Annotated in this window: 22 protein-coding genes; 15 read left to right on the top strand and 7 right to left on the bottom strand. The window is 71.4% G+C overall.

Annotated features, from left to right (window positions below; genetic code table 11):
• The first annotated feature begins 121 nt into the window (after positions 1 to 121).
• The 4 genes from TCUR_RS01870 (at position 122) to TCUR_RS01885 (ending at position 3239) form a co-directional block, all read left to right on the top strand.
• Positions 122 to 1027 carry a universal stress protein gene (locus tag TCUR_RS01870; protein ID WP_012850769.1) on the top strand — a complete coding sequence of 302 codons (906 nt, stop codon included), beginning with the start codon at positions 122 to 124 and terminating at the stop codon, positions 1025 to 1027.
• Positions 1028 to 1196: 169 nt separating this feature from the next.
• A complete protein-coding gene (locus tag TCUR_RS01875) occupies positions 1197 to 2207 on the top strand; it encodes an iron-siderophore ABC transporter substrate-binding protein (RefSeq protein WP_083789744.1) in 1011 nt (336 codons plus the stop codon).
• Positions 2208 to 2292: 85 nt separating this feature from the next.
• A complete protein-coding gene (locus tag TCUR_RS01880; RefSeq protein WP_012850771.1) occupies positions 2293 to 2499 on the top strand; it encodes an MbtH family protein in 207 nt (68 codons plus the stop codon).
• Positions 2496 to 3239 carry a siderophore-interacting protein gene (locus TCUR_RS01885; RefSeq protein WP_012850772.1) on the top strand — a complete coding sequence of 248 codons (744 nt, stop codon included), beginning with the start codon at positions 2496 to 2498 and terminating at the stop codon, positions 3237 to 3239. The genes TCUR_RS01880 and TCUR_RS01885 overlap by 4 nt, the downstream gene beginning before the upstream one ends.
• 392 nt (positions 3240 to 3631) lie before the next feature.
• Here the strand turns inward: TCUR_RS01885 and TCUR_RS01890 are convergent, their stop codons facing one another.
• Together TCUR_RS01890 and TCUR_RS01895 are read right to left on the bottom strand one after the other, a co-directional pair.
• Positions 3632 to 4900, bottom strand: coding sequence for a lipase family protein (locus tag TCUR_RS01890; RefSeq protein WP_012850773.1), 1269 nt, complete (start codon positions 4898 to 4900; stop codon positions 3632 to 3634).
• Positions 4901 to 5414: 514 nt separating this feature from the next.
• On the bottom strand, positions 5415 to 5837 hold the full coding sequence (locus TCUR_RS01895; RefSeq protein ID WP_012850774.1) for a hypothetical protein: 423 nt from the start codon (positions 5835 to 5837) through the stop codon (positions 5415 to 5417).
• 403 nt (positions 5838 to 6240) lie between these two features.
• Here TCUR_RS01895 and TCUR_RS01900 point away from each other — a divergent pair, with 403 nt between their 5' ends.
• On the top strand, positions 6241 to 7119 hold the full coding sequence (locus tag TCUR_RS01900) for an alpha/beta hydrolase family protein (protein WP_012850775.1): 879 nt from the start codon (positions 6241 to 6243) through the stop codon (positions 7117 to 7119).
• Between the two features lie 288 nt (positions 7120 to 7407).
• Positions 7408 to 7872, top strand: coding sequence for a PaaX family transcriptional regulator C-terminal domain-containing protein (locus TCUR_RS01905; RefSeq protein WP_012850776.1), 465 nt, complete (start codon positions 7408 to 7410; stop codon positions 7870 to 7872).
• Positions 7873 to 8017: 145 nt separating this feature from the next.
• Here TCUR_RS01905 and TCUR_RS01910 read toward each other — a convergent pair whose 3' ends face one another.
• Positions 8018 to 8287 carry a hypothetical protein gene (locus TCUR_RS01910; protein WP_041439208.1) on the bottom strand — a complete coding sequence of 90 codons (270 nt, stop codon included), beginning with the start codon at positions 8285 to 8287 and terminating at the stop codon, positions 8018 to 8020.
• Between the two features lie 47 nt (positions 8288 to 8334).
• Positions 8335 to 8601 (bottom strand): hypothetical protein, encoded by a 267-nt coding sequence (locus TCUR_RS01915; RefSeq protein WP_041439210.1) that lies wholly within the window; start codon positions 8599 to 8601, stop codon positions 8335 to 8337.
• A gap of 188 nt (positions 8602 to 8789) precedes the next feature.
• On the opposite strand from TCUR_RS01915, the gene TCUR_RS01920 reads away from it, so the two are divergent.
• Positions 8790 to 10715 carry a HEAT repeat domain-containing protein gene (locus TCUR_RS01920; protein WP_012850777.1) on the top strand — a complete coding sequence of 642 codons (1926 nt, stop codon included), beginning with the start codon at positions 8790 to 8792 and terminating at the stop codon, positions 10713 to 10715.
• 139 nt (positions 10716 to 10854) lie between these two features.
• Here TCUR_RS01920 and TCUR_RS01925 read toward each other — a convergent pair whose 3' ends face one another.
• The 3 genes from TCUR_RS01925 to gdhA form a co-directional block, all read right to left on the bottom strand.
• Positions 10855 to 11040: a hypothetical protein gene (locus TCUR_RS01925; protein ID WP_041439212.1), complete on the bottom strand. Its 186-nt coding sequence runs from the start codon at positions 11038 to 11040 to the stop codon at positions 10855 to 10857.
• 98 nt (positions 11041 to 11138) lie between these two features.
• Positions 11139 to 11555, bottom strand: a complete 417-nt coding sequence (locus TCUR_RS01930) for an OsmC family protein (protein ID WP_012850779.1) — start codon at positions 11553 to 11555, stop codon at positions 11139 to 11141.
• 111 nt (positions 11556 to 11666) lie between these two features.
• On the bottom strand, positions 11667 to 13010 hold the full coding sequence (gdhA, locus tag TCUR_RS01935) for an NADP-specific glutamate dehydrogenase (protein ID WP_012850780.1): 1344 nt from the start codon (positions 13008 to 13010) through the stop codon (positions 11667 to 11669).
• 691 nt (positions 13011 to 13701) lie between these two features.
• On the opposite strand from gdhA, the gene TCUR_RS01940 reads away from it, so the two are divergent.
• From TCUR_RS01940 to TCUR_RS01975, 8 genes are all read left to right on the top strand, one after another.
• Positions 13702 to 13932: a hypothetical protein gene (locus TCUR_RS01940; protein WP_012850781.1), complete on the top strand. Its 231-nt coding sequence runs from the start codon at positions 13702 to 13704 to the stop codon at positions 13930 to 13932.
• 563 nt (positions 13933 to 14495) lie between these two features.
• Entirely contained in the window at positions 14496 to 15551 is a 1056-nt protein-coding gene (locus TCUR_RS24530) for a hypothetical protein (RefSeq protein WP_012850782.1), read from the top strand.
• A complete protein-coding gene (locus tag TCUR_RS01950; RefSeq protein ID WP_012850783.1) occupies positions 15548 to 17671 on the top strand; it encodes a serine/threonine protein kinase in 2124 nt (707 codons plus the stop codon). Before TCUR_RS24530 ends, TCUR_RS01950 begins: the two co-directional genes overlap by 4 nt.
• 21 nt (positions 17672 to 17692) lie before the next feature.
• Entirely contained in the window at positions 17693 to 19123 is a 1431-nt protein-coding gene (locus TCUR_RS01955) for a vWA domain-containing protein (protein ID WP_012850784.1), read from the top strand.
• A gap of 11 nt (positions 19124 to 19134) precedes the next feature.
• A complete protein-coding gene (locus TCUR_RS24535; RefSeq protein ID WP_012850785.1) occupies positions 19135 to 20292 on the top strand; it encodes a hypothetical protein in 1158 nt (385 codons plus the stop codon).
• A gap of 7 nt (positions 20293 to 20299) precedes the next feature.
• Positions 20300 to 21643, top strand: coding sequence for an ABC transporter substrate-binding protein (locus TCUR_RS01965; protein ID WP_012850786.1), 1344 nt, complete (start codon positions 20300 to 20302; stop codon positions 21641 to 21643).
• Positions 21644 to 21926: 283 nt separating this feature from the next.
• Complete coding sequence (locus tag TCUR_RS01970; protein ID WP_169312978.1) at positions 21927 to 23012, top strand: phospholipase D-like domain-containing protein; 1086 nt, start codon at positions 21927 to 21929, stop codon at positions 23010 to 23012.
• A 124-nt stretch (positions 23013 to 23136) separates the two neighbouring features.
• Complete coding sequence (locus TCUR_RS01975; protein ID WP_012850788.1) at positions 23137 to 24279, top strand: alanine racemase; 1143 nt, start codon at positions 23137 to 23139, stop codon at positions 24277 to 24279.
• Position 24280: the final 1 nt, after the last annotated feature.

A 24280-nucleotide genomic window follows, 5' to 3' on the forward strand; every position in this document is an offset into this window, starting at 1 on the left:
TCCTGCCTTTAGGGACGCCCGCAAGCGCACAGCCGGGCCGCTCATCTTCGGCGCCGGAGTGGGTAGGACGGCCCTGCCGGCACTGGGCCGGTCCGGCCGTCCTTGAGCGGGGAGGCATGTCATGGCGCATCCTTCGCAGACCTCCACGGCGCCCGTGGTCGTCGGCACCGACGGCTCCGCCGGAGCCGAGCACGCCGTCGCATGGGCCGCCGACGAGGCGATGCTCCGGGGACGGCCGCTGCGCATCGTCCACGCGGTGCAGCCCTGGGGGATGGGCACCGCGGTGGTGGTGGGCTCGGCGGATCTGATGGTCTCGCTGGAGGGTTCGGGACGGCTCGTCCTGGAGGAGGCCGAACGGCTGGCCCGGCGGCGCCACCCGGAGCTGGAGGTCGGCACCGAGCTGGTCATGGGGTCGCCCGAGCAGGCCCTGCAGGGGCAGGCGGACACCGCCTTTGAGATCGTCGTCGGCTCCCACGGCACGGGGGGCTTCGCCGGTCTGCTGCTGGGCTCGACGGGGCTGCATGTGGCCGGTCATACGCCCGGCCCGGTGGTCATCGTGCGCGGGGAGGCCGGCGGGCCGGCCCATGGCGAGGTGGTCGCCGGGATCGACCCGTCCGTCGAGAGCCGGGGCGTTTTGGAGTACGCCTTCGAGGCGGCCTCGCTGCGCAAGGCGAGGCTGCGGGCGGTGCACGGGTGGCGGCTGCCGGCCCGCATCGCCGACGGGGTGGACGCCGAGCAGACCGCCCGGTCCCTGCGGCGGTCGATCGAGGAGGCCATCGCCCCGCTGCGGGACCGCTACCCGGAGCTGGAGACGGTGGTCGACGTCGTCCGTGATCACCCGGTGCACGCGTTGACCGTGGCCTCGCAGCGGGCCGATCTGGTCGCCGTGGGCGCCCATGACCGGCGCGGGCTGCGCGCCCTGCGGCTGGGGTCGGTCAGCCACGGCATCGTTCACCACGCCCGCTGCCCGGTCGCGATCGTGCGTCCCGGTGTGGTTTCTCACACTTCAGGCGATCCGGCGTCCTGAGGGCGGGTGCGTAGCAGGAGGTCGTCGCCGGGGCGGGCGGGCCGTTGCCGAATCGTTGGATGCCGGACGCTTCCGGAGATCAGTGAATCTTGCTAGCTTAGGCAAGCCTTACCTAAATAATCTGCCCTATGCGGTGACAGCCATACACAAGGAAGGACACGCATCCCCCATGCGTACGATGATGCGGCGGCTGGCCGCGACCAGTGCGCTCGTGCTGAGCCTGGGCCTGGTGGCGGCCTGCGGCGGTGACTCTGAGGACGAACCGGCCGCCTCCGGGACGGGCCAGGGCGCCTTCCCGGTCACCCTCACCCACAAGCTCGGCACCACCACGATCAAGGAACCGCCCAAGCGCATCGTCGCGCTCGGCGAGGTCGACCAGGACACTCTGCTGGCGCTGGGCGTGCAGCCGGTCGGCATGGCAGAACTGACCGGCGTGCAAAAGGACGGGCTGGCCCCCTGGACCGCTCCCAAGGTCAAGGACCCCAAGCCCAAGATGCTGCGGGCCACCGACTCGGGGTTCAACCTGGATGAGATCGCCGCGCTCAAGCCCGACCTGATCCTGGCCGGCGGCGACTACTACATCGACAAGGCCTATGACAAGCTCTCCAAGCTGGCCCCCACCACGGCCTACCAGACCGGCCCGTATGAGGACTCCTGGCAGATGATCGCCCGCCAGGTCGCCCAGGCCATCGGCCGTCCCGCCGACGGGGAGAAGCTGGTCGCCGAGGTCGAGGCCAAGCTCAACGAGGTCAAGGACAAGTACCCGCAGCTGCAGGGCAAGGAGTTCGCCTTCACCAGCACCTTCCCCAACGGCAACCTCGGGGTGATGAAGTCCACCGAGGACATCTCCGTCAAGACCCTCAACGGGTTCGGGATGGTGCTGCCCGAGCAGATCAAGAACCTGCCCGGTGACAGCTTCGCCGTCGAGCTGAGCACCGAAAAGCTCGGCGTGCTGGATGTGGACGTGCTGATCTCGCACTACAACAACGACACCGCCCTGCAGCGCAAGTTCGAGCAGAACAAGCTGTTCTCCAGCCTGGATGTGGTCAAGCGCGGCTCGTACGTGGCGCTGGACCTGCAGTCGTTCTGGCCGCTGCGCACTCCCACCCCGCTGTCGGCCCCCTACGTGGTCGACAACGTCGTTCCCAAGATCGCCGAAGCCGCGGCCAAGGCCGACTGACCCCGCCCGGCGCCGGGACGGCGGGGGACCGGCCCCGCCGTCCCGGGCCGGGACGCCCGTGGTGACGACGCAAGGAGGCACCCCGATGACCAACCCGTTCGAGGACCCCGAGGCCGACTACCTGGTGCTCGTCAACGCCGAGGGCCGGCACTCCCTGTGGCCGGTGTTCGCCGCCGTCCCCGCCGGATGGTCCACCGCGTTCGGGCCCGACCGCCGCGAGGCGTGCCTGGAGTATGTCCGCACCCACTGGACGGACCTGCGTCCGCGCAGTCTGATCGAGGCGCATCAGTGAGCTACCGGCACTTTTCCGCCCAGGTCACCCGGGTCACGCCGCTGACCCCGCACATGACCCGCATCACTTTGGGCGGGCTGGAGGACTTCCCCGGCGCGGGACTGGACCACCGCGTCAAAGTCTTCTTCCCGCTGCCGGGCGAGGACCGTCCCGTCTACCCCACCGGCGACGACTGGTGGGAGCGCTGGCAGAGGGAGCCGGTGCGGGCGGTCTTCCGCACCTACACCATCCGCCGGCACCGCCCCGAGCTGGGCGAGGTCGACATCGACTTCGTGCTGCACGGGGACGAGGGGCCCGGGTCCCGCTGGGCGAGCAACGCCCGGCCCGGCGACCACGTGGGGCTGTGGGGGCCGCGCGCCGAGTACGCTCCGCCGCCCGGCACCGACTGGGTGCTGCTGGCCGGGGACGAGACCGCGCTGCCCGCCATCGGAGCCATCCTCGAGTCGCTGCCGCGGGACGCCACCGCCCGGGTGTTCGTGGAGGTCGCCTCCCCCGAGGAGCGGCAGCACCTCGATGCGCCCAAAGGGGCCGAGGTGAGGTGGGTGCACCGCAGCGACGGGGAGTCGCTGCTCGCCGCCGTCCGTGAGGCGGGCCTGCCGCCTGGACGCCCTTATGCCTGGGTGGCGGCCGAGTCGTCGGCCGTCAAGCAGATCCGCCGCCACCTGGTCGACGACCGCGGCATCGACCGGGAGGCCATCTACTTCTCCGGCTACTGGAAACGCGGCGCCGCCCAGGAGTGACCGGGGCTTCCCGTGCGCGGGGAGGGCATCGGGTCCCTGGGCGCGTGCCGTCTCAAAGCCCTGAGAGATCGGGTGGCGTCCGTGGGCGTCGGCTGAGCGCTTATGCCGGGAGCCCGGCGGCTTGGCCGGCCGGTTGTGCGCGGCAGAAGGCCCGGCCGGGTCTTCTGCGGCCCTGCCGGTCGTGTGCGGGGCGGCCTGTCCTTGAGCGCGGGCCGTCAGAGCTTCCGGGACGGCGAGGATGCGGCGTCGTCCGTCAAGATCGGGCTGAATGCGTATACCGGGGGATCCGAGCGGCTGGTCGTGCGCAGAACGTCCCGTAGCGGCCGCCGCAGAACACCTGACATGCCTCGGCCCGGACGGTGGAGGGACACCGTCCGGGCCGAAGGGCTTGTTCAGCAGTTGCCGGTGGCGCGTTTCCCGGCGAAGCGGTCGCCGAGCCAGTCGGTGACGTCGCCGGCGGCCAGCCAGTCGGTGGTCAGGTGCTCACCGACGTAGAGGCGCCATTGGGTGGTGATGCCGGCCTGGCAGTAGCGCCGGCGGGTGCCGTCCTCGGCCTCGTGCGGGATGATCTCCTCCAGCAGTCCGCGGTACTGCAGCACCGGGAAGCCGATCTTGTAGGGGGCGCCGGAGGCGGGGGTGCCGATGCCCACGCCGAGCTTCTGGGCGTCGATGATCTCACCCCAGGTGGTGCCGTCGGGGCCGGCCAGGGCGTAGATCCGGGGCAGGGTCAGCCGGTCGGTGGTGAAGTCCTCCAGCTTGCGGAAGGCGAAGGCGCCCAGCGTCCCGAACAGGCAGTTGCTCTTGACCTCCTGGACCGCACGCCGGCCCCGGTCGTTGAGCAGCTCGTCGAAGGGCATCTGCGGGTAGGCGGCGCTCAGCCCGACCACCGCGTCGGCCAGGAACCCGGCGAAGGGACCGCCGTTGAGCCGTTCGGCGACCAGCTTCAGGTCGCCGGGCACGCCGCCGGCGGCGGCGCCCACCACGTTCAGCTCGGGGGCGTAGGAGGAGGCCAGCTGCGCGGCCCACAGGGTGTTGAAGCCGCCCTCGGAGTAACCGGCGAGGCCGACCTTGCCGTCGGCGGTGAGCGAGCCGCCGGGGATCTGCCGCGCGGCGCGCACCGCGTCCAAGATCGCATGCCCGGCGTTCAGGCCCACCGTGTAGGTGTGGACCTGGCCGTTCATGTAGCCGACCCCGTCGGAGGCGGCGATCGCGAACCCGGCCTCCAGGAACTTGCGCAGGTTGCCGGCCTCATAGGAGTCGACCTGGGCGCCGGCCATCTGCTTGGAGAGCGCGCACTGCGACCCGGAGCCGAGCGTGCCGGGGCTGAAGGCCACCGTGGGACGGGACCCGCCGCGCGTCCACGCCTTGTCCGGGATCGCCACGAACCCCGATACCGCGATCTTGTCGCCGCGTACGTCGGTGGAGACGTACTTGATCTTCCAGGCCTTCATCTTGACGCCGGGGATCAGCGGCAGCGAGGTCTGCCGGCAGGCGAGCAGGTCCCCGGGGTCGCCGGTGATGGTCTGCGGGGCGGTGTAGATGTCCTCATCGCTGCTTTGGCACAGCGACGGTGCCGCGGCGGCGGCCGGCGGCGCCACCAGGGCGGTGCCGGCCACGGCCGCTCCGGTGAGCATGCAGGTCAGCAGTCGTGCAAGTCGCATCGTCACTCCACTGGGGTGGCGCGCCGGACGGGCGAGCGGGGGCGATCGCCGTCCGGCGGGAAAAGTGGGCACTGACGACTGTGACTCAGGGTGGAAAAGGGTGGTATGAAGCCGTCTCATGCATTGCCATGCGCGTTTAGCATCTGATTCACAATCCAGAATCGGATTCTGGATGAGCGGCTTTCGGCCGTGGTTCGCCCAACCCTCCCGGGGAGAAGCGTTTCCGTAGGTGGCAGGCGCTTGCCAGGGGACGCTCCCGGGGCCGTCGAGTATGGGACGGGCAGCGGGGCCGAGCATGCCATCGCCCCAAGAGAGGGGCTATTTGAAAAACCCGACGGCTTTTCAGTGACCGTTCATCGCCGTGGCGGCCGTCCCTTCCAAGAGATGAACGCTTCAGTGGCCGCCATCCGGCCATCGCATAGACCTATGGGTCGGGTGAAGAAAAAATCGGCGGTGCGGCACCGCAGAGGCGGCCTCGCCGAGACCGCGATGCCCGAGGCGCAGGGCAAAAGGCTCACCCCTCGGGTGTGGCCTCGTGGCCCGGGAGGCCGTGGGTGCGGCGCTCCTCCTTCATGCGGGCTTCATGCAGGTGCCGCCGGCCGCCGGTCAGCTCGTCGCGGACGCGGCGTTCGAACGCCCGGAACGGCTCGTAGTAGGTGTCGTCGAACTCCTCCACGACCTGGAAGGTCCACCGGCCCGGCAGCACGTTGCGGCCCATGATCTGCCGTCTCAGCTCCTCGGCCAGCTGCCGGTGACCGGCCCGGGCCAGCAGGTCGGCCGCGTCCTCGACGGCGAAGTCGGCGCCGCCGATGAGCTGGTGGAAGGAGTACAGGTGCCCGCGGGCGCGCTCGACGGTCTCCAGCGCCTCGCTCAGTTTGCCGACCGCCTCGATCGTGGCGTCATCGGGTTGCCCGGACGGACCAGTGGCGTGCGTCATGCCCGGCCGATACCCGTCTTGGCGGGTCTGCAACGCACGGGGCCGCCGGAGCGGGACGCCCGCCGCGGGTCGGCGCCACCGCTTCGGAAGCGTTGCGCGCCGCGTCACGGGGCCGTTGGAACGGCGAGACCGCGATTCCTCGTGTGCGGTGACGAAAAGACGCTGTGAGGCCCTACAACTCCCGCCCCCTGTGCCGTCTTGCGGCGACAACAAACGGTCGTCTCGCACAGGACTGGTGATTTCACCGATTTCGAGATGCCCTTTTCGCGCTCAAACTCCTCGCTAGTCCGACCACCCGGTCATGGAGGGCCGAGCGGTCGGCGTGGTCCCTCCCGCCCCTCCAAGGGGACCGGCTCGCGGACTCAAGGCCCGTGAGCCATCGCAGGAAAGGAAGTCCGGTCCGATGAAGCGCACCCTCAAGAGGGCCCTCAGCCTGCTGCCCGCCGCAGCGCTGGCCGCCAGCGCCCTGGTCGCCGCCTCCCCCGCACAGGCGGCGGCCAACCCCTACCAGCGGGGTCCCAACCCCACGGAGGCCAGCATCACCGCCGCCCGCGGGCCGTTCAACACCGCTGAGATCACCGTCTCGCGGCTGAGCGTGTCCGGCTTCGGCGGAGGCAAGATCTACTACCCGACCACCACCAGCGAGGGCACCTTCGGCGCCATCGCCATCTCGCCCGGCTTCACCGCCTACTGGTCCAGCCTGGAGTGGCTGGGCCACCGGCTGGCCTCCCAGGGCTTCGTGGTCATCGGCATCGAGACCAACACCACCCTGGACCAGCCCGACCAGCGCGGTCAGCAGCTGCTGGCCGCCCTGGACTACCTGACCCAGCGCAGCGCGGTCCGCGACCGGGTGGACGCCTCGCGCCTGGCGGTGGCCGGCCACTCGATGGGCGGCGGCGGCTCGCTGGAGGCCGCCAAGGCCCGCACCTCGCTGAAGGCCGCCATCCCGCTGGCCCCCTGGAACCTGGACAAGACCTGGCCGGAAGTGCGCACCCCGACCCTGATCATCGGCGGTGAGCTCGACGCCGTCGCGCCGGTCGCCACGCACTCCATCCCGTTCTACAACAGCCTGTCCAACGCGCCGGAGAAGGCCTACCTGGAGCTGGACAACGCCAGCCACTTCTTCCCGAACATCACCAACACCCAGATGGCCAAGTACATGATCGCCTGGATGAAGCGGTTCATCGACGATGACACCCGCTACACCCAGTTCCTGTGCCCGCCGCCCAGCACCGGCCTGCTGTCGGACTTCTCCGACGCCCGCTTCACCTGCCCCATGTGATCACTGAACCTTCTCCGGCACGCGACCTGAGATCCGGGGACGGGCCTCAGCGGTGTCCACGACCACGTCCTTCCAGGTCACCGCATCGCCCTTGACCGCCCAAGGCCCGTCCCCGCCGGGAGAGGCGGCGTGCGGAAAAGGTTCACCGCGGCCCCGCCGGCACAAGGCGGGGCCGCCCCCGTCCCCGGCGGCGGCCGTTCTCCTCGCGGCCGCCGCCGGCCTTTTCACAGACGGAATGCAGATCATCACCCGGCCGGAAGACACAGTGCCGTCCATGGACTGGGCGGCATGACGAGCGCACCGGCCGGGGAGCGGCAGGTCGGCCTGCCCAGGCCGCGGTGCGGGGCCAAGCCCCGGCACCTGCTGGTCACCCTGCTCGGCGACTACTGGAGCGGACGGCCCGAGCACCTGCCCTCGGCCGCGCTGGTCGCCCTGCTCGGCGAGTTCGGCATCTCCCCGGCCGCCGCCCGCGCGGCGCTGCACCGGGCCGGCCGGGGCGTCGTCGGCGCGGCGGAGGCGCTGCGGGCCCGCACCGAGCTGATGTACGACCGGCTGCACTTTCCCGGCCTCGACCCCAAGCCGCCCGAGGAGCTGCTGCCGGACGACTGGCCGCGCCGGCGCGCCCATGAGGTCTTCGGCGAGCTGTATGACGCTTTCGGGCCGCCGGCGGAGATCCGCGTCCGGCAGACCGTCGCGCGTTCCGCCCCCGAACTGGCGCCGCTCGTCCGCCACCACACCCACCGGGACTCCTGAGCGTCGGGGCGGCCGACCGGCCCCGGTCGCCCGCAGGGCCTGCGGGATGCACCGGTGACCTGGGCGGACGGCGCATCTGCACCGGCGGGCGGGCAAGGCGAAGGACCGTGGTCCCCGGCCGGGGGCCACGGCCCTCACGCGAAGGTCACGGGCAGGAGCCGACGAGTTCGCAGTGGCCGGGGCCGGTCTGCAGCAGGCTGCGCCTGACCGGGCTGCCGCGGGTCCCCATGTAGCCGTTGGAGCCGTTGGCGTAGACCGGCAGAACGGTGCGCGCCCGGCCCGCGCTGACGTGCTCGCCGTTGGTGGCGGTGCAGCACGGCCGCCCGCCGGGCTCTGCGGGCTCACCCGGGCCGGAGGCGCCCAGGCCGAAGAACCCGGCGGCGTGGTACGGCCCGCAGATCAGGCCATAACCCACCGACGCCGTTGCCGCCGTGCCAGATCTGGACGCGGGGCCGCGGCCCGCTATGGCCGGGGTGGGCCGGGCGGATGCGGTCCGCCCCACTGCCGGGGCGGGACGGTGAAGTAGGAGCCGGAGCACGGGCCGAAGGCGCCGGTGGTGAAGTGGTCCTCCTCGGTGTCGGCGCGGCCGTAGGGCATGCCGAAGAAGACCGCGCCGGCGGCGAAGACGTCCGGGTAGGCGGCGGGCATGACGTTGGTGGCCGCGCCGCCGCCGTGGAACAGCACCACCACGGGCGCGTCGCGCGGCGCCGGGGACGAGCACGGACGCACGACGCTCCGCGAAGCGCCGACCACCCGAAAGCAGTGCATATCGAGGAGCGTTCGGTAGATGAACTGTCGCGTGATGGCGAAAGGCGGACAATGGCCCGGCCCCAGAGGTGGGGACGCCCCCGGCCCCGCTCCGCAAGACTTGTCGGCCGAACACAAACCTCTGGGAGACGACCCGAAGGACTGGGCGGATGAACCTTGACGGCATCGACTGGCGACGTCTCAAGCACGCCTACGGCAGGGCCACGGCCATCCCCCGCCTGCTGCGCGAGGCGGCTTCAGACGACGCCGGCCAGGCCGGGGAGGCGGTCGAGAGACTGGAGTCGGTGCTGTGGGAGACCGAGGAGGCGATGGTCTATTCGGCGAGCCCGACCGTCGTCCCGTTCCTGGCCGAGCTGGCGGCTGCGCCGCGAACCCACCATCGGCCGCGGCTGCTCCGCCTCATGTTCGATATCGCCGACGCGGTGTGGGAGCTGGAGGAGATCGCCGCTCTGGGCGGCGACAGCGACCTTCTCAACTTTCCCGCCCAGCTGGAATGGGCGCGCGCCGCCCGGACCGCGGTCCAGGCTCAGGCGCCGACGCTGGCGCGGCTGCTGGAGGACGGGGACCCGGAGGTCCGTGCCGAAGCCGCTCGCATCCTGGCCCGCTTTCCCGGCCACGGCTCAGATCCGCTTCCGGCCCTGCAGGACAGGGCGGCTCGCGAGGAGGACGTCGGCACCGCCGCGAGCATGATCCTCTCGGTGGGGGAGCTGGCCCGCCGGCGCCGGCAGCGGCCGGTCGCCTGGCTGCGGGAACGGCTCCGGGCGGCGCGGGCGCGGGAGGTCCGCGTGGCGGCGGGCGTGGCCCTGGCGCGTTGCGGGGCGGGGCTCGACGACGCCGCATGCGAGGCGATCGGCGCGGAGCTGAGAGCCGAGCGGTCCGCACTTGATGATCAACCGTGGACGTCCTCCCAGGGCCGCGCCGAGTTCCTGCTGTCGGCTCTCAGCGACGACGCAGACACTCATCTCGCCGTCGCGGTGCAGGCGCTGCGAACCACCGACTCCGCCGAACGCCTCAAGGCGCTCCCACTGGCCGGTGAGGTGATGCTGACCTGGCGTGCCGGCCCGCAGACCTTGCTGCCGTCACTGGTGGAACTGTGCGCCGATCCCGAGGCGTCCGTGCGCATCGCCGCCACCCGGCAGATCGTGCAAGGCGGGCCGCGCATCGCCGATGTGGCCGATCGGCTGGCCGAACTGCTGGACGATCCGGAAGCGGAGGTCAGCGGGAACGCCGCCTGGGCGTTGAGCCTCGTCGGCGACGCCCGGGCGATCCCCACGGTGACCGCCGAGCTGGCCGAGCCGCGGCTGCCGATCCCCATCGGCCGCGCGCTGGAAGGCCTGCGGGGCGCCGCCCAAGAGCTGATCCCGCACGTCGCCGCGTATCTGCGGGCGCCGCGGCAGAACCCCCAGCTCCCCGGCGACACGCTGATCGGCGTGCTGATCGGGCTGAGGTCCTGGGGCCCCCGGGCATTGCCGCTGCTGCCGGAGCTGATCGGAGTGCTGGAACGCGGAACGGCGGTCCCCGCCTGTGCGTGGACCCTGGGAACCCTCGGCTCCGCCGCCGCCGCGGCCGTCCCGCATTTGCGCGGCCTCCTGGAGCCGGACGCCGACCCCATCGCCCGGGACGCGGCGGCCTGGGCCCTGTGGCAGATCACCGGGGACGCCGAGGAACCGCTGCGAGTGCTGGGCGAGGGCCTGAAAGGCGGACTGTCCGACCACGCAGTCGAGCTGTTGTGCGGACTCGGTGACCGGGCCGCTCCAGTGGTGAAGCTGATCAGAAGGCATCTGAAAAGTTCGTTGTACGGCACGGGCGCGGCCTGCGCCCTGTATCGCATCACCGGCGACGCCGAACGGACCCTTCCCCGCCTGATCGAGGGCGTCGAGGCCACACCGGTCGGAATGCTGGCGGTGCAGTGCCTGGGCGACATCGGCCCTGCCGCCGCCCCTGCTCTCGCCGCCATCGAGGAGATCGCCACCAGTCCCCGCGTGCTGGCCACCCGTATCGAAAAAGATCTGATCGCCACCGATCTGGCCTACCGGGACATGGCCGTGGCCGCCGCAGAACGCATCCGGCGATGAGCCTTTTTCAACACGACGTTCCCGCAGGCGGGGACGGGGCCTCGAAGTCGAGAACGATGCTGTGACCTGCAATGTCATGACCTCGGATATCGCTCTGGAGGCCGTCTCCGGTTCCCAAGACCACGTGCTGGAATAAGGTTCACTGGGAACCGCGATGTGGCGATTTCTTGATCGGCTGAGAGAACCGCTCGATCGGAACAGATGGCGCCGCCTGAGCCACGCCTATGGCAGCGCCGCCGACTTGCCCGACCGGCTGCGCGCGCTCGCCTCCGATGATCCGCAGGTCGCCGAAAAAGCGCTGTTCGACCTGAACGGCGCCCTGCACCGCCCGTCCTTCACAAGACGACGCGGCCCCGGCGCGCCGGGGAGGCGAAGGCCGGTCGCATAAGGGACCGGCTTCGCCCCCTCCCGGCGCGTGCGGTTTCAGGCCGCCTTCGAGGCGGGCTGCTCGATCTCCAGCCGGACGGCCGGGGGCCGGTGCAGCGTGTTGTGCACGGTGCAGCCCTCCATCGCCCGCTTCAGCCCCTCCAGGTGGGTGGCGGGCAGGTCGGTCGGGCAGCGGACCTGCAGCCGCACCCGGGGGATCCGGGCGGGGCGGGCCATGGACATCGTGTAGTCGGCGGTGACCTCCAGGCCCTCGCTGCGCAGCCCGTGCCTGGCCAGGTAGCGGCGGCCGTAGTGGGCCGCGCAGGCGGCCAGGCTCGCGACGAACAGCTCCACGGGCGTGGGGCCGGCGTCCCGGCCCCCCGACCGGTACGGCTGGTCGACGCGGATGACATGGTCGCGAACCAGGATCGCGAACTCGTCGCCCTCCTGGTGGAGGACCGTGATCTCGTCCAATGCGCCCGCCTCCCTCATGGGGCCGATCTGACCGGTTCACAACCAGGTTTCCCCAGGTCAGCGAGGTGTTCGCAGGGACGAAGGTCCTCTGGGGCGACCTCGATCGGCCCGCTAGATGAGACCGAGGGTCAGCATCGCCTCGGCCACCCGGGTGAAGCCGTCGATGTTGGCCCCGGCCACGTAGTCGCCCGGCATGCCGTAGGCGTCGGCGGTCTCCAGGCAGCGGGTGTGGATGTCCTGCATGATCTGGCGCAGGCGGTTCTCGGAGTACTCAAACGACCAGGAGTCGCGGCTGGCGTTCTGCTGCATCTCCAGGGCGCTGGTGGCCACCCCGCCGGCGTTGGCCGCCTTGCCCGGCCCGAAGGCCACCCCGGCCTCCCGGAAGATGCGGATCGCCTCGGGCATGGTGGGCATGTTGGCGCCCTCGCCCACCGCGATGCAGCCGTTGCCGACCATGGTGCGGGCGTCGGCGCCGGTGATCTCGTTCTGGGTGGCCGACGGCAGCGCCACCTCGCAGGGGACCTCCCAGACGCTGCGGCCGGGGACGAAGACCGCGCCGCTGCCGGCCCGCGCCTTGGCGTACTCGGAGATCCGCTGCCGGCGGACCTCCTTGATCTCCTTCAGCAGCGGCAGGTCGATGCCCTTTTCGTCCAGCACGTAGCCGGAGGAGTCCGAGCAGGCCACCACGACGCCGCCGAGCTGGGTGACCTTCTCGATGGCGTAGATGGCCACGTTGCCGGACCCGGAGACGACCACCCGCCGCCCGTCGAAGGAGGCGCCGCGGGCCTTGAGCATCTCATCCACGAAGAAGGCCAGCCCGTACCCGGTGGCCTCCGGGCGCACCTGCGCCCCGCCCACCAGCAGCGGCTTGCCGGTCAGCACCCCGGACTCGTAGCGGTTGGTGATGCGCTTGTACTGGCCGAACAGGTAGCCGACCTCGCGGGAGCCCACCCCGATGTCCCCGGCGGGGACGTCGGTGTGCTCGCCCAGGTACCGGTACAGCTCGGTCATGAAGCTCTGGCAGAAGCGCATGATCTCCGCGTCCGAGCGGCCCTTGGGGTCGAAGTCGGAGCCGCCCTTGCCGCCCCCGATGGGCAGGCCGGTCAGGCTGTTTTTGAAGATCTGCTCAAAGCCCAGGAACTTCACGATGCCCAGGTTCACCGAGGGGTGGAAGCGCAGGCCCCCCTTGTAGGGGCCCAGGGCGCTGTTGAACTCGACCCGGAACCCCCGGTTGACGTGGACCTCGCCCTTGTCGTCGGTCCACGGCACCCGGAAGATGATCTGCCGTTCCGGTTCGCAGATCCGCTCGATGATCTTTGCCTCGGTGAACTCCGGGTGCTTGGCGATCACCGGCCCCACGCTCTCGAACACCTCGCGTACGGCCTGGTGGAACTCCAGCTCACCAGGGTTGCGCCGGACGACCTCCTCAAAGATCGGCTCAAGCCTCTCGTGCACGTGTATTTCCTCCCAACAAGTTCCTCATCAGCCTAGTTGTGCCTGATCACAGCCCGTCATCGGGGCAGGTCCCGACTTCCGGGACGCCCGGGGCCGTCCAGTGGAGAGGCGGAGGATCCGGTGCTCTGGCGGGTCCGGGCGGCGCGGGCGGCGGTGGGACGGCCGCATGGACGGTACCGGCGGGCAGGGGTGTGGTCCCGTGCCCCGCCGGACGTGCTGCCGGCGCCCACCGCAGCTCCTGAGGCTGCCTACCCGGAACGGGCCCGCACAGACCGCGGCGGAAAGAAGTGAACGCTTTTCAGGCGCGTGGCCCAGGAAGCCGGGGGCGGGGGCCCGGGCGGTGCCGGCTGCCGCGATGCCCCCTCTCAAGCCGCGGCGACGGCGTGTTGAAAAAGCCGCCGAGCGGGCGGCGGCGCGGGAGGACATTCCGGCGGAGAACGGCCGGGAAGGCCGAAGGGGGAAGAACGAATCCGCCGGGGCCGACCCGGGATTCCCGCGAGTGCGGAGAAAAGCGGGCTCATATCGAACGTCCCAGGTCAACTGCGGTGAAACTTCCTCAAGGTGCTCGTGGGGCGGGGGAGCTGCCGGGGGAATACCGTTTCCGGGAATCCTCTTTGCGCGTCCGTCTCTTGGCGTCCTTGGCGGCGCTGCTACTTTCGGTGCCCATTCGGTCGGACACAAAGGAGCACCGATGGTCAAAGCTTCGTATCGTGCGGCACTCGTCGGGACCGTCGCGGCCGGCTGCCTGGCGTTCGGCGCGGCGGCGGCGCACGCGGACTTCGGCACCTCGGCGGAGTTCCGGGACAACGCGTTCAACGTCAAGGTCGACCGGCAGCGGGTTCCCGACAGGACCACCGACGGCAATCCCGTCACCGCCCTGCTGGGCGGCCTGCTCGGCGGGAACCTGCCCGTCCTGAACTGACCCCGCGCCGGATCGGCCGCGGCGTCGCCCGCCGCGCGCCCGGCGGGGTTCCGCCGGCGGGCGCCGAACCTTTCAGCGCGGCGTTCCCGCAGGTCGAAGCGGACGTGTCGGATTCGGCGGCGCGGTGGCCCGGGCGGGCGAAGGCGGTCGCCGCGTCGGCTTCCGCGCCCGGCGCCGCAGGGGGTCGCTCAGCCGAATGCAGGTGGCCCGGCGGATTCCTCCGCCGGGCCACCTGGGCTTTTGGAGCCCCGTTCTTGCGGCTCGCCCCACCGACCTCCCCGAAAGCCCCTCCCCATCTCGCCCCGCGAACCCATTAACGGTCTTCCCTAAATCCTGTGATCTAAAGACCGAAAAGTGGCGTCCCGCGTCGGAAAAGGCGCGATCATGCTGGTGCGGCGACGGACTCTCCGGCTTCGGAGAACAACAGACTGAAAATATTTCGTATCACATGACACAGTTGCTCATAATGAGCTTGGTAAGCTGCGTCATATCCAGCGGCCGGGCGCTCAGCAGCCGGAGGGGGCGGCCCTGTACCGACAGGTGCGCCGCATTGGGGGAGACCGATGGGACGCCACCCCATAGTCGTCGTGGACATCAAGGAATTCGGCAGGCGTCCCGACGGTGCCCAAAAACAGCTGCGCAAACGGCTCTACCGGGTCATGTGGAACGCGCTGGACGCCGCCGGGATCGTCCGGGAAGACGTCCACCCCCCGCAGGACCGAGGCGACGGGGCGTTCTGGATCCTGCCCACCTGGGTATCGCCGGCCGAACTGACCGGCCCGCTCGTCCGGCAACTGCACCGGGAACTGCAGCAGGACGCCGACAGCGACCCCGAAGGCGCCATGCGCGTCCGCGTGGCGCTGCACATCGGCAAAGTGAGCAAAGACAGCAACGGCTGGGTGGGAACGGATCTGAACACCGCCTGCCGCCTGGTGGACGCCGACGAGCTGCGCCGCGTGCTGGAACTGGGCGCACGCCCCCTCATGGCGTTGATCCTCTCCCGGCAGTGGCGGGAAGAAGTGCGGCACCGGCACATCGAGGGACTGGACCTGAAGTCCGGCTGGCCGGTACGCATCGCCGTCAAAGAGGTGGCGGACACCGCCTGGATCCACCTGCCGGGCCATGAAGACCTCACCGTGCGGCTGTGGCGGATCCAAAAACGGTGGGAGGAGCTGCTGGCCCTGGAAGAGCAGGTCCGCACCCGGCGCGATGAGATCGCCGAACGACTGACCTCGGTGCCCGACATGCCCGACCCGCCGCCCGAGCTGCGCCGCGGCCGGGACCTGCTGCCGCTCTGGGAGCTGGTCGAACTGGACGCCGAGGTCTTCCAGCAGGCCACCGAGCGCTGGTGGAAGCGGATCACGAAACTGGGGCGGCGCGTCGAGAAGATGAAGGCCGAGCGCGACGAACTGCGCAAGACCATCGAGGCATTCCAGGCGAGACAGAACCAAAGCGGGCTGGCCGAGGACCTCCACCTGTCGGCGGCCTACCGCCGCGCCCGCGACCTGCTGTGGCACGCCCCCTGCGACCTGCCCCGGGCCAAAGCCGCGGTCGACGACTACATCCAGGAGATATGGCGCAAGCTGCACCATGACCTGAACGCCGGGGGGCGGGCATGACGGCGTGCGCCCAGCCCGGCTGCTCGGGGTACATCGACCAGGGCGGCTTCTGCAACGTGTGCGGCTGCGCCCCGCCCGGCCGGCCCTGGTGGCCCGTCAGCGACACCCTCCTGGGCGGCACCGTCGTCAGGCGGAGCGTGCTCGTCGGTCCCGGCCGGGCGCACATCGACGAGGCGGCCGTGCTGCCGACCGTGTCGGCCCGCGACCCGCTGGAGCTCACCCGGCCGCCGCGCCCCTCCCAGGAGTCCTCCTCGGAGCCGACGCTGCGCGAGGACGAACTGGTCGGCGACCAGTACCGGATCACCGGGACCCTGGCCCGCGGCGGGCTGGGCTGGGTCTACCTCGCCAAGGACGAGCGGGTCGGCGACCTCGTCGCGGTCAAGGGACTGATCGACCCGCACACCGACCGTGCCCGGGAGCTGGTCGACGCCGAACGCAAAGCGCTGGTCGAGCTCGACCACCCCAACATCGTCCGCATCAGGAACTTCGTGCGGCACCCCGACCCGCGCAGCGGCGAGCTCATCGACTACATCGTGATGGAGTACGTCGTCGGGCAATCCCTGCAGGAGATCGAGGGGGAGGCGCGCAGAGGCGGCCATCCGCTCGGCGGTCCGCTGCGGGCCGAGCACGTGGCCTCCTACGGCCTGGAGATCCTCGACGCGCTGGACTACCTGCACGGGCGCGGTCTGCTGTACTGCGACATGAAGCCCGCCAACGTCATCCACAGCGGCGACCAGATCAAGCTCATCGACCTGGGGGGCGTCCGCAGGATCGAGGACCGCTCCTCGCCCGTCGTCGGGACCCCCGGGTTCCAGGTCCCCATCCAGGAGATCACCGAGCAGGGCCTGACCGTGCGCTCAGACCTTTACGCGCTCGGCAAAACCCTGCAGGCGTTGCTGGACGTCGCCGAGAACGGCTCCGCCGAGGAGACCGAGTCCCTGCGCCAGGTGATCGCCCGCGCCGCCCACTCCGACCCCGAGGCCCGCTTCGGCTCCGCCGCCGAGATGGCCGAACAGCTGGGCGGCGCGCTGCGGGAAATCCTGTCGCTGTACGACGGACGTGAACGTCCCGAACCCTCGGCGTTCTTCGCCACCTCCCCGATGCCGCTGGACGGCGGGCTGGGCACCGCGCCGCCGCTGCGGTGGTGGACGGCCGGGCCGGCCCCCCGGCTCGACGAGCTGGCGAAGAACACCCCGCCGTCCGCCCCCGCGATCGCCACCGGCCTGCCGGCGCTCCGGGTGGACCCCGCCGACCCGGCGGCCGGCTTCCTGGAGACGGTCGGCGCCGACGACCTGGGCATGCTGCTGAGCAAGCTCGCCCAGTTCGACCGCGACTCCGCCGCGATCGAGCTGCTGTCCTGCCGGGCCAGGCTGCACCTGGGCGACCTGCAGGCCGCCGAGCGCCACCTGGCCAAGGCCGAGGAACTGGTGGAACCGGGCGGCCGGATGGCCTGGACCGTGCCCTGGCACCGCGGGCTGCTGGAACTGGCCCGCAGGGACGTCGCCGCCGCCCACGCCTGCTTCACCCGGGTCTACGCCGCGCTGCCCGGCGAAGGCGCCCCCAAGCTGGCGCTGGCCCTGTGCGCCGAGCACCTGGGCCGCCTCGACCAGGCCGAACGGCTCTACCGGGCGGTGTGGCTGCCGGACCGCTCCCAGGTGGGCGCCGCCTTCGGGCTGGCCCGGCTGCGCCTGGCCGCGGGACGGCGCGGCGCGGCGGTGCAGATCCTCGACGAGGTGCCCGAGTCCTCCCGCCACTACGACGCCGCCCGGCTCGCCGCGATCCGTGTCCTGCTGGGGCACCTGCCGGCCCCTCCGGACGGCAAGGCCCCGCCCACGGTCGATGACTTCCGCAAGGTGCTGGACCGGCTGCCCGGCCTGTACCTGGACGACCAGTCCCGGGATCGGCTGGTGGCCGCCGTCCGGGAGGCTGCGCTGGCCCACGCGTCCGAGCTGGAGGGGATGGACGGCGGGGCGGTGCTGGGGGCGCAGGTGACCGAGCGTGGGCTGCGCCTGCTGCTGGAGCGGTCTTTGCGCACCATCGCCCGGCAGGCGCGCGACCGCCGGGAGCACGACGCCCTCATCGACCGCGCCAACGCGATCCGGCCGTGGACGGTGGACTGAGCGACCTCAGGGGGTGGGTGCATGGAGGCCCGGAACGGTTTCACCGTGCAGGTGAGCCACAAACCGTTCCTGCCGGTGGACGATGACGAGATCCAGGCCGTGCTGACCGTCACCGCCCGGGGGACGGCGCCGCCCGCCGGGCCGCCGCGGCACGCCGAGGTCATCGTGGTGGACTGCTCCGGCTCGATGGGCGTGCCGGCGACCAAGATCTCCGCCGCCCGGCGGGCGACCGTCGCGGCGCTGCGGGACCTGCCGGACGGCACCCTGTTCGCCGTGGTGCAGGGGGCCGAGCGGGCGCGGATGGTCTACCCGGCCCACAAGCGCCTGGCCGAGGCGTCCCCGCGCACCCGGGCGGAGGCGATCGCGGCGGTGCAGCACCTGGACTCCAGCGGCGGGACCGCCATGCACACCTGGCTGGCGCGGGCCCGCCGCCTGCTGGCCGGCTCCACCGCCGACATCCGGCACGTCATCTTGCTCACCGACGGCCACAACCGGGCGGCGCAGACGGCGCTGGAGGAGGAGGTCGAGCGGTGCGTCGGGGTGTTCTCCTGCGACCCCACGGGCATCGGGGAGGACTGGGAACCCCGGGACCTGCTGATGATCGCGCGCCGGCTCGGCGGGCGGGCCCGGGCCCATGCCGACGGCGGGGCGGCGGAGCTGGAGGCCGACTTCACCGCCGTGACCCGGGCGGTGATGGCCAAACGGGTGCCCGCCGTGCGGCTGGTCGTGCGGACCCTGGCCCATGTGGAGGTCGGCTTCCTGCGGCAGATGTTCCCCACCCGGGTGGAGCTGACCCCTGAGCGGATCTCCCCGGACGGCTGCACCGTGGAGTACAACCTGGGCGCCTGGGGCGAGGAGCTCCGCGAGTACCTGATCAGCCTGCGCTTCCCCAAGACCGGCATGCCGGGCCGGTCGGCGGGCATCCGCCAGCGGCTGGCCCGGGTGGACCTGTGGGCCGGCCGGTCGGCGGGCGAGTCGCCGGACGTCTCCGCGCCGATCGCGGTGGAGTGGACCGACGATCCGCGGCGATCCACCGTGATCAACCCTCAGGTGAGCCACCATGTCACGCAGCTGGAGCTGAACGCGCTGGTGGAGATCGGGTATGCCGCCTACCGCGACGGCGACAAAGGGAACGCGGCCCGGTACTGGGCTCGCGCCCTGAAACTGGCGGCCGAGGTGGGCAACGCGGAACTCCGGCGGCGACTGCAGGAGGCGCTCTACTTCGACGGGGACGTGCCGCGTCTGCGCGAGAACGTCCGGCTCATCGACAGCAAGCTGCTGAACGTCGCCTCCAACGTCTTCATCCCCAGCAGTTCGGCCGCCTCCACCCCCGGCCGCCCGGCGCCGCCGCCCGCCCGCCGCTGCCCCGAGTGCGGCCGTCCCGTGGCCGCCGATGCGCGCCGTTGCACCGGCTGCGAGACCCGCCTGGACGACGACCCTGAGAGCGTGTGAGGGAGAGTCCGATGGCGCAGACCACCGATGCCGCCGCTCCGGCCTCCACGGCGCCGCCCAGGCGGACGCCGGCGAGCGCGACGCTGCGCACCCTGCTGGTGCAGCGGGCCTGCCTGGTGATCGTCACGCTGGTCATGCTGGTCACCTCACTGGTGACGCTGCGGGAGATGGAACGCGGCGTGGCGGAGATGCGCACCCGCACCGCCCCCGCCGCCCTGGAGATCGGCGAGGCCCGCCGGGCGCTGGCGGCGGCCGACCGGGCCGCGCTGGCCGGTTTCGCCGAGGGCGAGTCCCGCCTCACCGGCTTCCGCCCCGGCGAGGAGTACCAGTACCAGCTCGACATCGCCAACCAGAGCCTGGCACAGGCCGCCGAGGACAACTCCGTCGGCGAGGAGGGCGGGCGCATCCTGCAGATGGTGGAGGGACTGCTGGTCTCCTACACCGGGGCGATCGGGCGGGCCGGAGCGCACTTCCAGCAGGGCCACACCGTGCTGGCCGCCTCCGACCTGTGGAACGCCACGCGCCTGATGCACTCGGAGAACGGCATCCTGGCCCAGCTCGCCGACCTGCAGGCCAAAGAGCACGCCCGCTTCCGGGCCGAGGCGTCCGCCCAATGGTGGACGGGCTGGGCGGCGCTGCTGTGGGCCGGGCCGCTGGCCGTGCTGCTGCCGTTGCTGCTGGCCTCCCAGGTCTACCTGGCGCGCCGCTTCCGGCGGGTGCTGAACCTGCCGCTGGTCCTGGCCACCGCCATCGTGGTGATCGGGGCGCCGCTGGTGGTGGTGCACGCCGCCGACTCCAGAAGCGAGCTGGCCGCGGCCCGGCGGTCGCTGGTGCAGATCACCGAGGCCGGTGACGCCGCGGTGGAGCGCGCCGGCACCCGGGGGCGGCACCTGATGGCCGGTCTGCTGGAGGACGAGTGCCCCGACGGGTGCGGCCCCACCGTGGACGAGTTCATCGAACGCCATCGGCAGAGCCTGCCGCCGGAACGGGACCAGGACTCCTCCGACCGGTCCATCGCCGACAGCAGGCGCATCGACGCGGCGATCGCGAAGGCACAGCTGAGCACGCTGACCGCCCCCGGCGTCAGCGCCGCGGCATTGGCGGTGCTCGCGCTCATCGTCTGGGGGTTCCACCCCCGCATCGGCGAATACCGGTTCGAGGCCAGGTGACGGCTCCATGGCGCACAAGGCATTCCCCCGTTCCCGCAGGCTGCTGGCGCTGCTGACCGCGCTGGTGACGGCCGTCTCGGCGGCCGGCGCGTGTTCCGTGGCCGCCGACCGTTCCGTGACCGTCCTGGGCCCCTGGAGCGGGGAGGAGGGACAGGCCTTCCGGGAGGTGCTGGACCGCTTCACCGCCCGGACCGGGATCACGGCCGCCTACCAGGGCACCTCCGCGGTCAACGAGGTGCTGCGCTCCAAGGTGCGCGAGGCCGACCCGCCGGATGTGGCGATCTCCTGGAGTCCCAGCGAGCTGTCCCGCTACGTCCGCAGCGGGCACTTGCGGCCGTTGACGAACGTGGTGGACCGGCGGCAGCAGCAGGCGTACCGGCGGCACTGGCTGCTCCCGCAGGGGGACGACATCTATGCGATCCCCATCAAGGCCAACCTCAAGAACCTGATCTGGTACCGCGTCGACGACCTCGACCGGCGGCCCGGCACCTGGGCGGAGCTGATGGAGGTCGGCGAGCGGAGCAGGGAGCGCGCCCCCTGGTGCCTGGCCCTCAACGACAGCCCGGCGGCGGGCTGGCCGGGCACCGACTGGATCGAGAACATCCTGCTGCACCAGTCCCCCGACCACTATCGCCGCTGGGCCACCGGTGACCTGAAGTGGGCGTCCCCCCAGGTCACCAGGGCCTGGGAGACCTGGGGGCAGATCGTCACCGGGGAGGGACTGGTCCAAGGCGGGGTGAACAGGGCGCTGCTGGCCGACTTCCGCGACGCCGGACGCTCGATGTTCGCCCGGCCGCCCGGCTGCATGATGGTGCACGCGCCCTCTTTCGCCGTGGACTCCTTCCGGGAGGGCGGCGATCCCGGGGGACGGCCGCTGACCCCGGGGCGGGACTTCGACTTCTTCCCGTTCCCGAGCTTTGCGGACTCCGGTGCGGGCTCCGGCGACAGACCGGCCAACGTGTCGGCCGACCTGGCGGCCATGTTCCGCGACACCCCCGAGGCCCGGCGGCTGATGGCCTTCCTGGCCTCCCCCGAGGCCCAGCGGATCTGGCCGTCCCGCCCGCACAGCAGCGCCTTCTCCCTCAACACCCAGGTGCCGGAGACCGTCTACGGGCGGGACGAGGTGCGCCGGCGGATCGCACGGCTGCTGCACGCCTCCGGCGACGCGATGTGCTTTGACGCCTCGGACGCCTTCCCGCCCACGATGCGCAGCGCCTTCAACCAGGCGGTGCTGGAGTATGTGAACGATCCCCGCCGGCTTTCCAAGCTGCTGGAGGAACTGGACCGGGTGCGCGCCGCGGTCGATCCCCAGGAGTGGGTGGTGGCCGCCTGTGCGGACGACCGCAACTGACCGGGCCGCTGCGTTCAGCTGATTTCAGGAAAACCGAGGCGTAACTTCAAGGTTACCGTTTTTCCTGTTAAAGTACGGCTCGGGCTGCCGCCGGAGGGGGAGAACGTTCGTGGTATATGGGGCCGAGCGGCGTCTGGCCGTTCTGCTATCGGCGGTCATCGTATTGACTGCGGGGATCGGTTATTTCGGTTCCGGACGGGCGAACGCGAAACCGAAATTCACGCCGCGTCCCGGGCCGGTTTTCAACAACCCCGGCGGCACCACCGCCCAGCAGTACGCGATCATGCGGCAGATCGAGCGGAACATCGACGCCTCCCCGCGCGGCTCGGTGATCCGCATCGCGATCTACAGCATCACGCTGGACCGGTTCGCCGCCAAGCTCATCGCCGCCCACCGCCGCGGGGTGCACGTGAAGGTCCTGATGGACGAGCACGCCGTCAACGGGCTGTGGAAGCGCCTGCGCTCGGCGCTGGGCGGCACCGCCACCACCAAAAGCAAAGGCAGCTTCGCCGCGCTGTGCCCCGCCGGCTGCATGGCCCCCCACTACCACAGGGAAAATCCCTCCTCGCTGCACTCCAAGTACTACCTGTTCTCCGGAGGCGGCAAGAGCAAGCGCACCGTGACCGTCTCCAGCGCCAACCCCACCAGAAGACAGGCCGAGGCCGCCTGGAACAACAGCTACACCGTGGTGGGAAATCCAGGGCTCTACAACGCCTACGTGAAGAATTTCAACGACATGGTCAAGGCGTCCAAGGGAGCCCATAAGAAGAACTACTACTGGACCCACGGAAAGAACCCCAAGGCGTATTTCTGGCCGAAGGCCCGCAGCGGCAGCGACACGATTTTGAACATGCTCAAGCTGGTGTCCTGCTCCCGCCGGCACCCCAGCCGGGTCCGCGTCGCGATGTTCCAGTGGACCGACGGCCGGATCGCCCTGGCCCGGCGCCTGGCCCGCATGGCCGACAAGGGCTGCCAGGTGACCGTGCTCTACACCCGCAGCGCGATCTCCTCCTCCGTCCGCAAGACCCTGGCCGACTCCAAGGTCACCGTCCGTGACTCCACCTACAAGACGCGTGCGGACGGGTACGCCAAGCACTACACGCACAACAAGTACGTGCTGATCGACGGCCGCTACAACGGGGTGAGCAACCGCAAGATCGTGCTGACCGGTTCGGCCAACTTCACCATCAACGGCCTCTACCACAACGACGAGGCCAACCTCCGCATCATCAGCTCGTCCGCCTACCGGGCCTACCTGAAGAACTTCCAGGACCAGCTGGCCGCCGTCCCGGCCGCAGCGGCCCGGGCCCGCGCCGAGGGCCGCCTGCCGGAGATCCCCCTGCACCCCGACGACCTGCGCGACAGCTGACCGCCCACAGCGCCCGCCGTGCCCGGGAGTCCTTCGAGGCGGTCTACTACGCGCTCCGGTGACCGGTTGCCAGAGGACGCCGGACCTTGTTCAACCCCGGGACGGGGGAGGCGATGATGGTCCGATGACCGATCGAGCCGGCACGGAAACCGAGGGGAAGGCCACGGAAGGCGGCCTCACCGGGTGGGAGGCCGCCTGCGCCGACCGCACCCGGCAGACCCCGTTCCTGGCGCTGCACGGGCCGCGGCTGCTGGCCAACGTCCAGGACATGGCCGCCCGGGTCGCCTCCCGCGGCGGGCGCTCCACACCCCACCTCAAAAGCCACAAGTGCCTGGAGGTGGCCCGCGCCCAGCGCGCGGCCGGTGCCACCAGGGCGACCGTGGCCACCGTCGCCGAGGCCGAGGTGGCCTTGGCGGCGGGGTTCGAGTCCGTCCTGGTCGCCTACCCGCCGCTGCCCGGCGAGCACACCCGGGCCCTGGCCGACCTGGCCGGACGCTGCCATGTCACCGTCACTTGCTGCCGTCCCGAGCACATCGCGGCCCTGGCCGCCACCGGGGCGCCGTTCGACGTCTACTGGGAGGTCGATTCCGGTACCCGCAGGCTCGGCACCCCGCCGGGGCCGCAGACCGCCCAGGCCGTCGCCGCCGCGCCCTTCGATGCGCGGGTCCGGCTGCGGGGGCTGATGACCTTCGCCGGTCACGCCTACGGCGCCACCGGCGAGGCCGCCCTGGCCGCCGTCCGCGACCAGCAGGACCGCGCCCTGGAGGAGACCCGGCGGGCGCTGGCCGAGCGCGGCCTGGCGGCGCCGGTGCTCAGCGTCGGCGTCACCCCGCTGGCGCGGCTGGACACCGACCTGGCCGACGAGTACCGGTACGGCAACTACGTCTTCTACGACGCCACCCAGGTCGCGCTCGGCGGCCCGGACTCCTCCGCCTGCTCGCTGGCCGTCATCAGCACGGTGGTGGACGTGCCCGCCGCCGACCGGCTGGTGCTGGACGCCGGTTCCAAGAGCCTGCCCGCCGAGCGGATGACCGAGCTGACCTTGGGCTTCGGCCTGGTGGCCGGCCGCCCCGGCCTGGTGATCGAAAAGCTCTACGAGGAGCACGGCCTGGTCCGCTCGGCGGGGCCGCACGGCCTGAAGCCGGGTGATCGGGTGGCGGTGATCCCCAACCACGCCTGCACGACGGTCAACCTGTTCAGCCGGTACGTCGTCTACGACGGGGAGTCCTTCACCGACACCTGGCCCATCCGGGCGCGCCGCCGCTGAC

Origin of the sequence: Thermomonospora curvata DSM 43183, assembly GCF_000024385.1 — a bacterium.
In the GTDB taxonomy this organism is placed as follows: Bacteria; Actinomycetota; Actinomycetes; order Streptosporangiales; family Streptosporangiaceae; genus Thermomonospora; species Thermomonospora curvata.